The 16,090-nt window shown below is 59.7% G+C and carries 10 protein-coding genes; 2 read left to right on the top strand and 8 right to left on the bottom strand.

Features of this window, described 5'->3' with window-relative positions:
- Positions 1-28: 28 nt before the first annotated feature.
- The 3 genes from JF535_RS15340 to JF535_RS15350 all read right to left on the bottom strand — a co-directional run bounded on the left by JF535_RS15340 (position 29) and on the right by JF535_RS15350 (position 5,325).
- Entirely contained in the window at positions 29-2,209 is a 2,181-nt protein-coding gene (locus tag JF535_RS15340; protein ID WP_242524048.1) for a prolyl oligopeptidase family serine peptidase, read from the bottom strand.
- 180 nt (positions 2,210-2,389) lie between these two features.
- The gene (locus JF535_RS15345) at positions 2,390-3,760 is read right to left on the bottom strand and encodes an SLC13 family permease (protein ID WP_207003920.1); all 1,371 of its coding nucleotides are present in this window, start codon (positions 3,758-3,760) and stop codon (positions 2,390-2,392) included.
- Positions 3,757-5,325: a metallophosphoesterase family protein gene (locus tag JF535_RS15350; RefSeq protein WP_207003922.1), complete on the bottom strand. Its 1,569-nt coding sequence runs from the start codon at positions 5,323-5,325 to the stop codon at positions 3,757-3,759. The genes JF535_RS15345 and JF535_RS15350 overlap by 4 nt, the downstream gene beginning before the upstream one ends.
- 216 nt (positions 5,326-5,541) lie before the next feature.
- Here JF535_RS15350 and JF535_RS15355 point away from each other — a divergent pair, with 216 nt between their 5' ends.
- Positions 5,542-6,384: a M90 family metallopeptidase gene (locus JF535_RS15355; RefSeq protein ID WP_242524049.1), complete on the top strand. Its 843-nt coding sequence runs from the start codon at positions 5,542-5,544 to the stop codon at positions 6,382-6,384.
- Here the strand turns inward: JF535_RS15355 and JF535_RS15360 are convergent.
- The 4 genes from JF535_RS15360 to JF535_RS15375 form a co-directional block, all read right to left on the bottom strand.
- Positions 6,275-6,940, bottom strand: a complete 666-nt coding sequence (locus JF535_RS15360) for a nucleotidyltransferase family protein (RefSeq protein WP_207003926.1) — start codon at positions 6,938-6,940, stop codon at positions 6,275-6,277. The two genes, JF535_RS15355 and JF535_RS15360, sit on opposite strands and share 110 nt — an antisense overlap.
- 47 nt (positions 6,941-6,987) lie before the next feature.
- Positions 6,988-10,920, bottom strand: a complete 3,933-nt coding sequence (locus tag JF535_RS15365; RefSeq protein ID WP_207003935.1) for a translocation/assembly module TamB domain-containing protein — start codon at positions 10,918-10,920, stop codon at positions 6,988-6,990.
- 35 nt (positions 10,921-10,955) lie between these two features.
- Complete coding sequence (locus tag JF535_RS15370; protein ID WP_207003937.1) at positions 10,956-12,725, bottom strand: BamA/TamA family outer membrane protein; 1,770 nt, start codon at positions 12,723-12,725, stop codon at positions 10,956-10,958.
- Between the two features lie 188 nt (positions 12,726-12,913).
- A complete protein-coding gene (locus JF535_RS15375) occupies positions 12,914-13,294 on the bottom strand; it encodes a hypothetical protein (protein ID WP_207003939.1) in 381 nt (126 codons plus the stop codon).
- A gap of 220 nt (positions 13,295-13,514) precedes the next feature.
- Here JF535_RS15375 and JF535_RS15380 point away from each other — a divergent pair, with 220 nt between their 5' ends.
- Positions 13,515-13,697, top strand: a complete 183-nt coding sequence (locus tag JF535_RS15380) for a DUF3149 domain-containing protein (RefSeq protein ID WP_207003941.1) — start codon at positions 13,515-13,517, stop codon at positions 13,695-13,697.
- Positions 13,698-13,946: 249 nt separating this feature from the next.
- Here JF535_RS15380 and JF535_RS15385 read toward each other — a convergent pair whose 3' ends face one another.
- Positions 13,947-15,920, bottom strand: coding sequence for an acetoacetate--CoA ligase (locus JF535_RS15385; RefSeq protein ID WP_207003943.1), 1,974 nt, complete (start codon positions 15,918-15,920; stop codon positions 13,947-13,949).
- Positions 15,921-16,090 lie beyond the last annotated feature (170 nt).

Below are 16,090 nucleotides of genomic sequence, written 5' to 3' on the forward strand. Positions count from 1 at the left end.
TTTGTAGCTTGTGTCAGACCGGAGTTGTTCAGCTGCCGGGAAGCTCGGTGATACCCATGTTGTACAGGGTAAATCCAAAGATGTCGGCGTACTGCTCGATGGTTTTCGAGACCGGGGTGCCCGCACCGTGACCGGCATTGGTTTCAATGCGGATCAGTGTCGGGGCCACACCCTGCTGCTTGTCCTGCAGCTCGGCCGCAAACTTGAACGAATGTGCCGGCACCACACGATCATCGTGATCGGCGGTTGTGACCAGTGTCGCCGGGTAGTTCACACCCTTCTTCACGTTGTGTACCGGGGAGTAACCTTTCAGGTACTGGAACATCTCTTCACTTTGCTCGGCGGTACCGTAGTCATAGGCCCAACCCGCACCGGCGGTAAAGGTGTGGTAGCGCAGCATGTCCATCACGCCCACCGCAGGCAACGCGACCTTCACCAGCTCAGGGCGCTGGGTCATCACTGCACCCACCAGCAGGCCACCGTTGGAGCCGCCGCGAATGGCCAGGTAATCGCTCGAGGTATAGCCATTATCGATCAGGTACTCGCCTGCGGCGATAAAGTCGTCGAACACGTTCTGCTTCTGCAACTTGGTACCCGCATCGTGCCAGCGCTTACCGTACTCACCACCGCCGCGCAGGTTCGGTACCGCGTACACGCCGCCCAGCTCCAGCCACACCGCATTGGCAATATTGAACGATGGCGTCAGGCTGACATTAAAACCACCGTAACCATACAGGATGGTCGGGTTCTTGCCGTTCAGCTCGAGCCCCTTTTTGTAGGTGATCATCATCGGCACCTTGGTACCGTCTTTGGAAGTGAAGAACACCTGCTTGGACTCGTAGCCCGCCGGATCAAACTCCGCGCCAGACTCACGGTAAATATCGGAAGCACCCTTCTCCACGTCGAACGCAAAAATGGTCGACGGCGTTTTGTAGTTGGTGAAGGAGTAGTACAGGGTTTTATCTTCACGCTTGCCACTGGGAGAGGACACACTGCCCGGGCCCGGCAAGGAAATTTCGCGCACGCGCTTGCCATTGTAGTCGTACTGGTACACGCGGGACAGCGCGTCCACCATGTACTCGGCGAAGAAGTAGCCCCCGCCGGTCGACGCGGTCAGCACGTGGTCGGTTTCTGCAATGAAATCCTGCCAGTTTTCCGGAGCCGGATTTGATGCGTCTACCGTGACCACTTTTTTATTCGGCGCACCGCGGTTGGTGACTAGAAACAGCTGGCTGCCCTGGTTATCGATTACATAGGTATCGGAATCAAAGTCGCTCAACACCTGCACCAGCGGCGCGTCTTTCCGGGAGAGATCACGGATAAAGAGATCATTACCGGATGTGGAGTTAGCACCGGAGATGACAAGATACTGATCGTCTTCGGTGACATAACCGGAGACGTAGCGGCGCTTCTCTTCGTCCGTGCCGCCAAATACCAGCGCATCTTTTGACTGAGGCTGCCCCAGCTTGTGGTAATAGAGCTTGTGCTGGTCGGTTTTCGCCGAAAGTTCGCTACCTTCTGGCTTGTCGTAACTGGAGTAATAGAAACCCTCATTACCCTTCCAGGAAATACCGGAGAACTTCACGTCAACCAGCGGTTCCTCCAGCAGCTTTTTGCTTGCGGCATCAATGATGTAGATCTTGCGCCAGTCGCTGCCACCTTCAGAAACCGCGTAAGCGGCGATGGAACCGTCTTTGGAGAACTTCAGGGTAGCCAGCGAAGTCGTGCCATCTTCGCTGAACGTATTGGGGTCGAGGAAAATTTCGGCTTCGCCGTCGCCTTTCTTGCGCCACACCACATACTGGTCTTGCAGGCCGTTGTTGCGATAGAAATACGTGTAGTCCCCTTCTTTGAACGGGGATCCCACCTTCTCGTAATTCCAGAGTTTTTCCAGACGCTGCTTGAGGCTGTCGCGGAAGGGAATCTGCTCGAGATAGCTGAAGGTCACCTGATTCTGGGCCTGCACCCAGGCTTCCGTTTCTTCACTGCGGTCGTCTTCCAGCCAGCGATAGGGATCCGCAACCTCGGTACCGAAATAGCTATCGACCACATCGTCCTTGCGCGTTTGCGGATAGGCCAGCGCCGTCTTTTCCGCAGCGACTTTCTGTGTTTCCGCCTGCGCGTCGCCCATCGTCTGCGTTCCCTCTGGAGACTCACCCGAGCACGCGGCAAGTACGCCGGCTACTGCAAGTATGGATAGTTTTTTCATTATCGGGGGTTCCTCCACGGGTTGGTCTGAAACCGTCTAGGAAACCCAATTCACCCTTTCAGATCAAGCGCTTGAGGCGCAAGAGGGATTTGCCGAGCATTATTTCAATAAAGCAAAAAATGCCAGAACAAACACCTGCACAGGAAACCATATACAGCATGCACAGTGCCAGCCCAATCACTATACCAGCATGACCCAGCACACCCCGGCAATGATCAGGGACGCCAGTACACTCAACACCGCGCCCTCGCGCACCATCTCCTGAATCCGCAACTTGCCGGTGCCGTAGGCAATGGCATTGGGCGCGGTGGCCACCGGCAGCATGAATGCACAGCTGGCGCACATGGCTGCCGGGATCATCAGCACCATGGGGTCAAAGCCGGCACTGCTGGCAACCACTGCCAGAATGGGCATCAGTAAAGTTGCGGTCGCGGTGTTGCTGGTAATTTCCGTCAGGAAAGTGACGGAAAGGCACAACAGGACCAGCATGAGCCACAACGGCATGGCAGTCAGGAAGTTGAGTGCCTGCCCCATCATGTCGCTGAGGCCCGACGCGGTGAAGCCCTTGGCAATGGCAATACCGCCGGCAAACAGCAGTAACATCCCCCACGGAATACTCTCCGCGGTTTTCCAGTCCAGCAGGCGCCCGCCCTTGCCGTTGGGCACCAGGAACATCAGCACCACCGCGCCCAGTGCCACGGTGCTGTCACCGGCCTCGTCAACCCCGAGCCACTCGCTCCAGCCGCCAAACGGCTCATTGCGCGTGACCCAGAACAGAATGGCCACCGCAAACACCAGCAGGGTACGTACCTCTTCGGCCCGCCAGGCACCCACCGCCGGCGCCTCCAGTGCCTTGTGTAACTTGATACCCCGGGTCAGCCACAGGGCCATAATCGGCAGGGTGATCAGTACCACCGGCAAGCCAATTTTCATCCAGCTCGCGAAACTGAATTCCCGTCCGGTCACTTCTTCATAAATACCCATGAAGATCACGTTGGGCGGGGTTCCCAGCGGGCTGCCGACGCCGCCCAGGCTCGCCGCGTAGGCGATCCCCAGAATCAGCGCCACCGTCAGCCGGTGGTTGTCGGCCCGCGCCAGTATCGCCAGCGCGATGGGCAACATCATCAGGGTGGTGGCGGTATTGGAAATCCACATACTCAACAGCCCGGCCGCCAGCATGAAGCCGAGCACCACCCGGCGGCCACTGGAGATACCGACCACCTTCAGCATGTACAGGGCCAGCCGTTCGTGAGCGCCACTTTTTTCCAGCGCTTTGGACAGCATGAACGCGCCCATCAACAGCAGGATCACATGGCTGCCCAGAGACGATGCCACTAGTTTGTGGTCGGCCACACCAAACAGCGGCAGCAGCACAAACGGTACGATGGAGGTTGCCGGAATCGGCAGGGCTTCCGTCACCCACCAGATCACGGTCAACAGAGTGATGGCCGCGGTCACCGCGGGCAAATAAGGCATCCCCAGCGTTTCCAGCAGGAAAAAGAATCCGGCCGCGAGAACCGGGCCGAGTGGAATGAATAGATGTTTGTTCATAGTGCTTGTTCGTTTTTATGCGTCCGCAACAGTATCTCGCGGCACTCCCAGTCAATCGCCGGCTCCCCCTGCCCGTTGCGAGCATTGACATTCCAGCACACGACATCCACCGACACGCCGGCACAGGCCCGGGTAAAACTGAGAGTGACAAAGTTATTGTTACTAATGACCGAACGCTTGTGCGGCCGCGTGGTTCCCGCCTTCAGGTACTCGACCTCCGCGCGAATCCCTTCAATCGGCCGATCGGGGAAAACGTCCGGGTGCTGGTTGGCGGCCGCGGGAGCGCTGGGCAAACAGGACAACGGCGACGAAACCACTTCCAGCACCTTCTTGCCATTCAGCTCGAAGCGGGCCAACCGGCTAAAGTGCACATCCCCCGCCACAATCAGTACATCCTGCGGGCAGGCATTCAGTGCACGCACCAGGGTTTCGTATTGGCCGGTATCGGCGAGGGTGTGATCGCCCAAACCCAGCTTCACCATCAGGGAACGCTTGCCGCTGGACTGCCAGCGCGTGAGTACAGGCGCCGGCAATACCAGCACACCCGGACAGCGCAGCCCGGTCAGCCACTGCTGCAATCGTTCCAGGGTGGCCGCGTCGGTAAACTGGCCATCGCGACCGCGACCCCGCTGCAACCGTGTATCCAGCACGAAGAAACTGAGGTCATCGCCAATATCGAAGCGACTGCAGGTTTGGATATCCGGTAACTGGTAGGCATCAAACAGTTGTCGCGCGCAGTCGCGCCAGATGTGACGCACTTTGGCCGACCAGAGCGTGGGCAGGAACCCCGGCGGGTTGGGGTAATCGTTCCAGAATTCATGATCGCCGGCGAGAAAATAGTGTTGGCCCGCACTCAACAGCTGCCGCAAACCACCGCGCCAGGTTTTGCGATATTCGCGGGAAAAAATTCGGCGCAGCTTGCGGCGAATGTTGGTTTCCGAGCGCAGTGCCAGCGGCGAGAAGTTGGCCGAACCGAAGCCGGGGGTCAATACCCAGCCCCGATTGGCGTAGGCGGTGTCCAGATACACCTGATCGCCTCCCAGTACCGACACATTGGGACGATAGGCTTCCGGCAAGCCAGTGAAGGCCTCGGCCAGCGCCCCGTGATCGGTGTGGCGATAGAAACAGGTGCCGAACCAGAGATTGAAACGCTGCGTCAACGACGCGGGCTGGCCCTCGCACCGACCCCGTGCCAGCAGAACGGGCGCGCCGGTATCACAGAACTGCCAGAGCGACAGCCGATAACTGCAGCCAGCCGCCGTGGGAACAGACAGCAGCGTATAACGCAGCCCTTCAGCCTTTCGATCCAGATGCATGGGAATGTCACGGCAACGGCTCTCAAACAAAGGCACCGCAGCCCCCTCGCTGGCCACCGGTTCACAGCGCAGCCACAGGCGCTCAGCGGTCGCTACCGGCTGCGCACCACCAATATCACCAACCCAGACGCGCGTGCGCCCTTCGCCGGCATAACCGTGGGGGACCAGTAAAAAGCGCCCCTCCTCTTCAGTTCCACCCGGCCTGCGCAGCGACTCCGTCACTGGCTCTGCGATTTGCACTGCATCCATTACCCTGACAATCCTGCCTTTATTTCCGCATTCTTCTGTTATTTACCCGAAGCGCCTGCTCGAGGGAAGGGGCAGCCATGGTCGCAGAATTTCACCAGAGGTCAATATTACCCATCGGTGCGATACACTCCGGGGAAATGCACACAGGCAGGGGACCACCCGTTGACCACGTTTCTGGGAATTGTTGTTTTTGCGGTATTGGTGTGGGTTGTGCCGATGGCATGGCAACACAGCCGACGGCGCTACCTGCGCTCACGCCCTTTGAGCAAAAAGCAGGAAAGCATTCTGCACAGCCGACTGGCACTCTACCCGGTGCTGCCAGCAGACACGCAACTAGAGCTGAAACAGAACGTCAGCCTGTTTCTGCGCGATAAGGAATTTGTCGGCTGTAATGGATTGCAGGTTACCGAGGAAATGTGCGTGGTCATCGCCGCACATGCCTGCCTGCTGCTACTGGGCCGGGAGAACAGCTGCTACCCGAACCTGTGCACGATTTTGCTGTACCCGGACGCTTACGTGGCGAAGGAAACCCACCATCATGGCCATGTGCAGTCCACCCGCTTGAGCGCCCGTGCGGGGGAAGCCCATTACCGCGGACCGGTGGTGCTTTCCTGGGACGATCTACAGCAAGGACTGGCGCACCCCGGGCAGGGGCACAATATGGCCATTCACGAGTTTGCACACAAACTGGATGAGGAGGACGGCCATGTGGATGGGCGGCCGCCATTTGCGCGCAGTGAGGACGGCAAAGACTGGGCACCGGTGATGCACGAGGCATTCGCGGCATTGCGCCAGCGCCTGCACGCTTTGCATCAAGAGCATCAAGAGGTAGAGTCGGCAAGCGCGAATGACCGTGAGCCCGATGCAGCGCAACCGGTCTCTGTACTGGACACCTACGGTGCGCAATCCCCGGCCGAGTTTTTTGCCGTAGCGACGGAAGCCTACTTTGTTATTCCGAAGGCGATGGCAGCGGCTCATCCGCGACTGTATCGGGAGATGCAAAAATTTTACCGAACAGATCCTGCCGCACTGCTGCATGGAAGTCATCAGGGCGATTGATATCACAATTGATCGCCGGGTCGCTGACCTCGATATCCACCACCGCATCCGCAAAGATACGCAGGACCTTTTCCATGCCGGTATTGCGCAAGCGGGGCAAGGCGGACAGATACTTGCGGCCAATGGCGATCGGGTAACCTCGGGTACCGGCACAAACGGGAACATGGATACGGTCTTCGCGTGCGGCCTTGAGAATGGTAACGAGGGTTTCCGGCTCAACGAACGGCATGTCGCCCATACACACCAGCACAGCCTTAGGATTGGCGCCGGTACGCTGCAGGTTTTCCACGGCGGAAGCGAGACTGGCGCCGATACTAACCGGCCATACCGGTGCGTGCAGTACCTGCACCGGCATTTTCTTGAGGCCGTTGGCAATCACCGGGTCGCGGGCGCGCAGTACCACCTGCACCGCGGCATCGTCCATTGACTGCGCGGCTTCCTGCGCCACTTCGAGAGTACGCAGCAACATGGGCTCGCCCTGAATGCTGGCAAGGCGCTTGTCACTGCCAAAGCGATGAGAGTATCCGGCGGCCAATACGACGATTGAATATTCCATTTCGTTTTTTTCCATCGCTTTTAATTCGGTTCAATTTTTATAGTTGTTTAGTAATCCTTCTTCCACTGCAGTTCCACACTTCCGCCGCCGCTTTCCTCACTGTCGGCGGATTTGATGTCAAGCCGTAGATTTCTGCGAAGCTCGATCTGCATTTCCGCCTGCCAGGGGTTCAGCGGGTCGGTACTGCGCTGGAGTTCAAGATAAATACGGCTGGTGATGTACTTGCCGAGGCTGAGGGAGTACTGGTCGCCGTCGTCTGTGGCCTCGGACTCGAAGTCCAGCGTGTCGAGCCCCACCAGGTCGCGAGTACTGGCAAGCGGGTCAAAACCGGCGGTCCCCGTCTGCAGGCTGCGCACTACCCCCACCAGCCGTACCGCCTGTAGCGGCGAGATATCCGTCAGCGACTTGCCGAACAGCAGCTGGGCGAAAATTTCATCCTGCGCGGCCGCCGGGCTCGAACTGAACTCAATTTTGGGGTCATCGGTGGTGCCGGAGATGACCGCGGTAATCTCTCCCTCCGGGTACGAATACACCCCTTTGACATAGACGGCGGCCACATTGTTCTCAAACTGTACCTGGCCCTCCTGCAATTCAAACTTCTTGCCCAGCAAATCAAACTTGCCGCGCACAATGGTCAGGGTGCCCGATGCCTGCGGGTCCGCCGCGGTACCCGCAATATCCACCTTGCCCTTGAGTTCCGAATCGAGGCCCAGGCCGCGCACATAGGACTGCTGATCCAGTACCACTTCCAGTGCCAGTGTGATGTTCTCCATTAGTGCAGAGCGCTGGGCGCTTTCGCCGCCATACACTTCCACTTCGACCACATCGATTTCCGGCACACTGCTGCCAATAAAGTGCTCCACCTGTACCGCCAGCGGCCGCAGGTTGAGGGTACCCGCCAGCAGCGCATCTTCGGTGGTGCCGGTGAGGCGCAGTTCGCCGCTGAACGCCCCCTTGGCGCCGGGCATATTCAGCAAATGAGCGTTGCGTGCGTTGAGGGAAAAATTGAGCGATGGGGGCGCATCGCCACTGAAACGCGCCGCGCCCTGCAGGTCTACCCGGCCGCGGTCGGCATCCCGCGCGCTTGCCTCCACGATACGCCAGGTGTCGGGGTCCATTTCCGCAATGAAGACGATACGGCGCAGGCGGGTGTTGCTCGGGCGGTGCTCGTAGTAGCCGTCTTGCAGGTTGATGTTGCCCCGAGCGTTGGGAGACACACTGGTGCCGTCGGCGCTGAAGCTGAAGTCGAGCTGTCCGCGCATGGTGTGGATTTCGGGATCAAAAAATGCCCCCAGCGCCGCCAGGTCCGCCTGCCCACTTGCGCTAAAATCTACCGGCAGGGGCGGCGACTCGCCAGCGGGGGTGTCGCGGAACCACTGCTCGAGAATGGGGGCAATCGCCAGGGTCGCCTCCGCATCGGCGGCCTTGCGACTACCGTGACGCGCGTCCAGCGTTACTTCCAGGTTGCCCGAGCGGGTCTGCCACTCCAGCAGCAGGGCGAGTGGCGCCTGCACCAGTGCGTCATCCCTCAATGCAGGCGCGCGCCCGGAGATTTTCAGTTCGCCGGTAAGGTCCGGATCCTTCGGAGTACCCTTGGCGGTGGCAAACAGTGACAGTTCGCCACTGTCGGCAATATCGGCACTGATCCACTCCTCGAAATCCATCAGCACTGCCTGCGCGCGTACCTCCAGGTCCAGTGCCTGCGCACTCAGGCTGCCATCAGCGGTAAGCTGGTTGCGGCCGGCCCACAACAGTTTCACATCCGACAGCATCACCTGGGCCTTGCCGTAACTCACATCCCCCTGCACCTGCCAGGGTTCGCCGAGATACTCGCCCAACCCCAGGATATTGGCGGTCGCCTCCGGTGCGCTAAACGGCCCGGAGAACTGGCCGTCGATACTCAGCTCACCGCGCAGCGACGAGGGCAGGTCCACGCCCGCGAGGCGGGCCAGCCCGAGGGGTATATTGCGCCCGGCCACACTGCCCCTGGCTCGCTGTGCTTTCGGTTCCACTACGCCATTCAGTTCGAGCCAGGCATTGCCCCGCTGGCGCGCCTGCGCCGAGTCCGCCGCCAGGGCAGCGGTGCCGCTGACCCGCTCGCGGGATTGCTGCAGCGGATAATCATCACCCGGCTCCGTCACCGGGAGCGGCACCAGCGACTGGCCGCCATTCTCGACCACCGGCGCCGCCCCCCCGGTGTAGAGGTCGAGACGCAGGCGGTCGAAAGTCAACTGCTCCGCATTCCCGGCGGCCCCACCGCGCAGGCGATAGCGGTATTCCCGATACTCTCCGTCCGACGACAGGCGTGCGGACATTTTCGGATTGTCGAACGGGCCCGAGACCGAGACCACCGCATCCAGGTCCACCTCGGTGCCCGGATCCACCGGCAGCCCGAAGCGTTCTGCCGGCTGTAGTCCGCGCGCGGCCACATCCAGTTGGAACTGCAGGGTCTTCCCTTGCAGATTGACTTCGCCACTGCCACCCACCCGCAGCCCGTCGCCCTCCACCAGCAAGTCGCGGACGGCAAATTTTTCCAGGTTCCCTGCCGCGCGCCCGTGCACATCGGCCTGCAGGTTTTTAAAACTCAACGCGCTGGCCAGATCCACGGTGAGTTGCGGGTTGCTCCACGGGCCGACCGCGGTCACCTGCAGGCGTTCGACCGTACCGTCCAGCTCCGCCGGAATTTCCACATCCCGGGTCTCCTTAAGCGACGCCAGAATGCGGCGAATATCCGCAAGTGGTAATTGCTTCACCCCACCCTGGAGATCCAGTGATTGTGCGCCGATGTCCACCTTGCCACGCACCGCCATCTCAGCCGCGGCGAATTTCAGCCTCGCGGCGCGCAGCTCGATCACATCGTCAACGGTTTCCACGGTACCGGTCAGATGTACCGGTTGTTTCTGATAGCGGGATCTCAGCTCGAGTGTGCCATCGGCACTGGGCAGCTTGAGCGGGCCGCGCACCACGAGATCTGCTGATAGCCAGCCGCCCTGTAGATAATCCTGCCAGGGCTGCGAAATGGCCAGGGGCAAGCGGTTGAAGCGCACCTTCAGGTCCACGGCTTTACCATCCACCACCCCGCGCACGCTGTGCCGGGTGTCGTCCACGGTCAGTTCGAGATCGTCCGTGGAGACTGACCAGGGCGTGAAGACCACATCGGCGTTGCCGGCCAGGCCGAAGCGGTGATGTAACAGCGGCAGTGAGAAACGCTCGATCGTCACTGCCAGCCGGTCATCACCGGCAAGAGTCAACAGCAAACGTCCATCGGCATCGAGCGACTCCCCCTCCGGCAGCTGCAGTTTGCGCCCCAAAAAGCCACCGGCCTGCTCATCGGCGGAAAACGATAGTGCGTACACCGTTTCGCTTTGCATCTGTCCCTCGACGTTCAGACGCATTTCTTGGCCCTGTATTTCAGCCACGTCCAAAGCCAGCGCCGAGTCGCGATCGGGCCACTGGTAACTGCCGTGGCCGGTTACCGACACCACCGGCAAGCCCTCCAGCGCGCCATCGATAATGATCAACTTCTCTACCGCAAGGTGCTCCAGCCAGATGGGAGGCACCGTAAGCTGATCCACTTCCTCGACCGTTTCCTCCACGTCTTCTTCACTGACGTGGCTCTGCAGGTATTCCCCGAGCAGGGTATTGTCGAAGAGCAGCGAGCGCGCGCTGAGGCGGGGGATGTGGATCTGATTGCGCCACAATCGGGAGATATCGACCTGCAGGGTCAGCTGCTGGGCGTCCACCATCGGGCGCTCTTGGTAGCGCACCTGCAGTCGTTCAAAGTACCAGCTGCCCAGCGCTTCGCTGCGCAGCCCCTCGGCGTTGATTTCAAGATCCGGCAAATAGTAGCGAGCGATGGCCAGGCCACCGCGAGTTAGTGCCTCACGACCGGTTTCCGAACCCACCAGAAACAGGGCCATCAACAGCGGCATAACCAGCGTGGCGACCATCACCACCAGCCGCGGCGCTCGCAACCGCAATTTGTCCGATCTGCTCCTGGACTCAGTAACCATGCTCAGAACGCCTGCCCGAGACTGACGTAGATCTGGTAACTGCTGTCGCCGAGCCCGTCTCTGCGATCCAGCGGGAAGGCGATATCAAAGCGCAAGGGTGCGAACGACGTCATGTAGCGCACCCCGAGGCCCGCGCCCCAGTAGAGGTCACTAAAATTTGGCTCGGGGCCGGCGTAGGCGTTACCGCCATCCACAAACAGCACGCCCCCCCACGACTCGGTGAAACGAAACCGCCCCTCCAGAGAGATTTCACTGAGGGCGCGGCCACCAATCGGGTCCGACAGCTCCGGGGGCTCCCCGGCCACCGGCGAGGGCATCAACCGTCTGGGTCCGAGTGCCTGATAACTGTATCCGCGCACCGAGCCACCGCCACCGGCGTAGAAGCGTTCGTCTGCAGGAATGTCCAGGTTGTCGATACCACTGATTACGCCCGCCTTGATGCGCACCGCCAGGGTGGGGTCAAAGCGTATTTCTTCCCCGGTCAGGTAACCGGTAGCCACCAGCGTATTTTTAACAAAGCGCGTGCCGCTATCTCTCAGGTCAACGTAGGGCTTGATCTCCAGCGCCACCGTGGCGCCGCGGCGGGCATCGAGCAGGTTATCGGTGGTATCGATCTTCAGGCCCAGCGGGAAAGACAACAGGTTGTAGTTCTCGCTCTCCTCCCCCTCTTCCTGCACCCGGCTGAATTTCAGCTCGCTGCCCACACTGAAGGTGCGGTGCCTGGTATGCCGGCGGGAAATGGTGCCGCCGATTGTGATGGATTCTGCCTGATAGGAGTCCCGGTCTTCGTTGGAAGCCTCCGCGGTGGCGGAAAACTCCTGGTCATCGCGAAAAAAGCGCGGCACCAGCAGCTGCCCCTTGAGCGACTGCTTGACTTCATTGACCCGGGTTTCCACCTCGATTTTTTCGCCGCGCCCCAGAATATTCCGGTGCTCCCACCCGGCCGACACGCCGCCCCCCTCATCGGAGGTGTAGCCCACCCCCAACCTGACCGTGCGATGCTTGCGCTCAATCACCAGGAAGGTGATATCCACAATGCCCGCATCCGGCTCGGAGACCTCGGTGTTCACCCCGGCGACCAGGTTAGTACGCAACAGTCGCAACTTCGCCGCATCCATCTTGCCGCGGGAAAAACAAGCGCCCTCGTCCAGTTTCAGCCGCTTGCGCAGGAAGGCTTCGTCGATGGTGGTGATGCCTTCCACATGAATCTGCCCGATACGCACTTCCGGGCTGTCGGCCACGCGGTATTCGAGACGCGCGGCATGTTCGCTGTGCACCACCGTGGCCTGATAACTCACATCCACGTTCAGCAGGCAGGCATTCTCGGCAAGGTAGGTCTCGATTTGCTGGACGCCCTCGGTCACCTTCTCCGCTTCCAGCGGATCGCCAACCCCGATCCCCACACCGGGAAACCCCGACTTCAGGCTTGGCGGCATACGTACATCGAGACTGCTGACGCGATATATCCGCCCGGGCACCACCCGGTAAAGAATCTCACCGTCGCTGACGGACTGGCGCACGCGGCCATCGTAATAGCCCCGGGAGCGCAATAACTTTTCCAGCGTACCGCGCTCGTAGCGCGCCACATCCAGCGCGTCTTCGTAGGATTTGAGCACGCTGCTGGATTTGCGCTGCTCGTTCAGCTGGTCTTTCAACCACTCCTGCAGCTCGCGGTTTTCGGCAACCCGAACCTTGAATTTCGGCAGGCTATCGAAAAACGGCAGCGCCAAGCCCTGCTGCGGCCACAGCAGGAATAACGATGCGAACAGCACACCGACTGCAAAAGAAAAAACCGAAGCTCGGGAAGCGAAACAAGATGCGCGCAAGACAAAATTCCGTTTGCCAACTACCTACACTGCGACGTCAAACACCGGCGAAAGTTGCCCGGTCAGCAAAACTTTACCGCTCTTTACATCCGCGAGGTACGGGCCTGGATCCAGATGGCCGGTGGTGATTCAGCTCAACGCGCCGGCACCGAGCCGGTGCGTTCCATCAGCGGGTTGCAATTGCGAATGATGACCCGCCCTTCCAGCAGGTTACCCTTCGAATACTCGCTGAAGATGCACTCATTGGTTTTGGGGTTGTAGTTCTCCACCCACAGGTTGTCTTCCTTCCAGGTGGCACCCAGATGCCGATGCCCTTCGGGCACGGTAATACGCATCACACCGCCAAAGCGTTTGACGAAAACCTGTTCGAAATGAAAGTAGTAGGCAAGCCAACCGGCGAGAAAAATGATCGCGCCGACAATTGCCCCTTTGCCCAGACTGCCCAGACGGCTACCGGCAAACAGCGCAAGTACAACCAGGGCGATAACGGCGGCCCAATACAGGTAGGTAATCATACTGATCTTCCGTGAATTTATTGGTTTATAGACAGAATTATCGGCGTTTTTTGGTCACTACCATCAGTTACCAACAGCTTAGCGCAAGACCGGCAAAGATTCGCAGGCAGCCTTGATCTGAATCAAGCTGGCCAATTGGCGCAACTTTACACTGGGCTCAGTTAAAGACAAGCCGCGGGCGAATTCAGAAGCCCAGCGCCAATTGACCCTGGAGGCAATCATGGACGCAATGATCGACCTTTTCACCAGCTTTTCCGGCCTTTTGAGCCTGGGAATTATCGCTTTTGTATGTGTGATGGGCGGGTTTTTCACCCGACTGGCGCTGCGCAAGATGAATGAAGAGCAGGCACAGCTGGCCGAGACGCAAGCGGGCCAGCAAATGCAGGACATGAAAGCCGCCTGATCAGAAATTCCAGGCGGCCTCCCGTCACACACTGACCGGCAGTTCAGCGCCAGCCTGATCGCATTGCATCGGCGCGCACTGCGCGGAGAAGAGTCCGCCGGGACATTTACCCCAACCGTTAGCCGGGTCAGGCGATGCCTGCACCCGGTATTTTTGCCGTTTCAGAAGACGGCAGATCAGGAAACAGCAGTTCAGAGAACACCAGGCCGGGCGCTGCTGCCAGCGCCCGGCCTGTGACTTGCCCGCCCGTTATTCGCCCGCCAGCGCCGCAAGATTTTCAAACAGCTTCAGCGCCTGTGGATTGGCCAGCGCCTCCTGGTTTTTCACCGGCTTGCCGTGCACCACATTGCGCACCGCCAGCTCCACGATTTTGCCACTAATGGTACGGGGAATGTCCGCCACCTGAATCACCTTCGCCGGCACGTGGCGGGGGGTGGTATTGGCGCGAATGGTGGTACGGATCTTCTGGGTCAGCTCGTCGTCCAGGGTCAGGCCTTCGCGCAGCACCACGAACAGCACAACCCGCACGTCATCCCGCCATTCCTGGCCGATGCAGATACTGTCGAGTACTTCCTCGACCTTTTCCACCTGCCGATAAATTTCCGCAGTGCCGATGCGCACACCACCGGGGTTCAAGACCGCGTCTGAACGACCATAGATAATGACGCCGCCATGCTCGGTAATTTCCGCATAGTCCCCGTGTGCCCACACACCCGGCCAGCTATCGAAGTAGGCGCCGTGGTACTTGCTGCCATCCGGATCGTTCCAGAAACCGATCGGCATGCAGGGGAAGGATCGTGCGCACACCAGCTCGCCCTTGTCCTCGAGCACCGGCTTGCCATCGTCGTTCCAGACTTCCACCGCCATGCCCAGGCCGCGGCACTGCAGCTCGCCCGGGTAAACCGGCAGCGCCGGGTTGCCTAACGCAAAACAGGACACAATGTCGGTGCCGCCGGAAATGGACGACAGGCAGACATCGGCCTTGATATCCCGGTACACATAGCGGAATCCCTCGTGGGCAAGCGGCGAACCGGTGGAAAGTACCGCCCGCAGGCGCTCCAGCTGATGACTCTCGCGGGGCTTGCAGCCGGCCTTTTCCAGTGCGGCAATGTATTTGGCACTGGTTCCAAACACGCTGATGTTTTCCTCATCGGCCATATCCCACAGGCACTGGGCCGCGGGGTAAAACGGCGAGCCGTCGTACAACACCAGGGTCGCGCCACAGGCCAGCCCGCTCACCAGCCAGTTCCACATCATCCAGCCACAGGTGGTGAAGTAAAACAGCGTGTCGTCACGGGAGATGTCGGTGTGCAGCCGGTGCTCCTTGATGTGCTGCAGCAGCGTACCGCCGACGCCGTGGACGATGCACTTGGGCACGCCAGTGGTGCCGGAGGAGTACATGATATATAGCGGGTGATTGAACGCCGTCTGTTCAAAGCTCAGCGGGCGCGCCGGTGCCGTTTCGGTAAAGGCATCCAGCGTAGTAGCACGGTCCAGGCCGCCAATGGCGTCAGCGGTCTGCGAGGCGTCGCGCGCCACTGGCACCACTACCAGCTGCTGAATAGATTCGATCTGCTCGACGATCTGTGCCAAACGCGGCAGGGAATCGATGGTTTTACCGTTGTAAAAGTACCCTTCACAGGCAAACAGGACTTTCGGCTCTACCTGGCCGAAACGATCCAGCACCCCGTTGATTCCGAAATCCGGGGAACAGGACGTCCAGATAGCCCCGAGGCTTGTCGTAGCCAGCATGGCCACCACCGTATCGATGATATTGGGCATAAAACCCGCAACCCGATCCCCATTGCCCACACCCGCACTGACCAGCGCAGCGGCGAGGCGCTCGACCTTCTCGAACAGCTGCGCGTAGGTGAGCTGGCGGCGCCCACCATTTTCCAGGCGCTCGATCAGGGCCACGCGGTCGTCGCGGAACCGCAGCAGATTTTCCGCAAAGTTCAAACGCGCGTCGGGAAACCACTCGGCACCGGGCATGGTGTCTTTGCCCAATACACGCTCTCCGCGCGCACTGGCCACAACCTCACCATAGTCCCAGAGCTCGCCCCAGAAAGACTCGCGGTTATCCACAGACCACTGGTACAGGGCCGCATAGTCGGGGAGTGACCGCTGGTGGTGGTCGTTCACCCGGCGACGGAACTGATCCATCTGGGTGGCGGCTACGGCTTCGGGCGTGGGTTGCCAAAGGGGGGCTACGGGATTGCTCATTTCGGTGGGCTCTCTCATTTTTTTATACAGCGTTTTTTTGCTTCAGCGGTGTTAGCGGTGTTGTGAATGGTTGACCATTATTGGCCGTCTCGCCATTTGAACAATCATGCCTTGGTCTAACACTTAAGACTAATTTAAACTTATTAACAAATCATAAATTTTCCTTAATC

Source organism: Microbulbifer salipaludis, assembly GCF_017303155.1.
Lineage (GTDB): Bacteria > Pseudomonadota > Gammaproteobacteria > Pseudomonadales > Cellvibrionaceae > Microbulbifer > Microbulbifer salipaludis.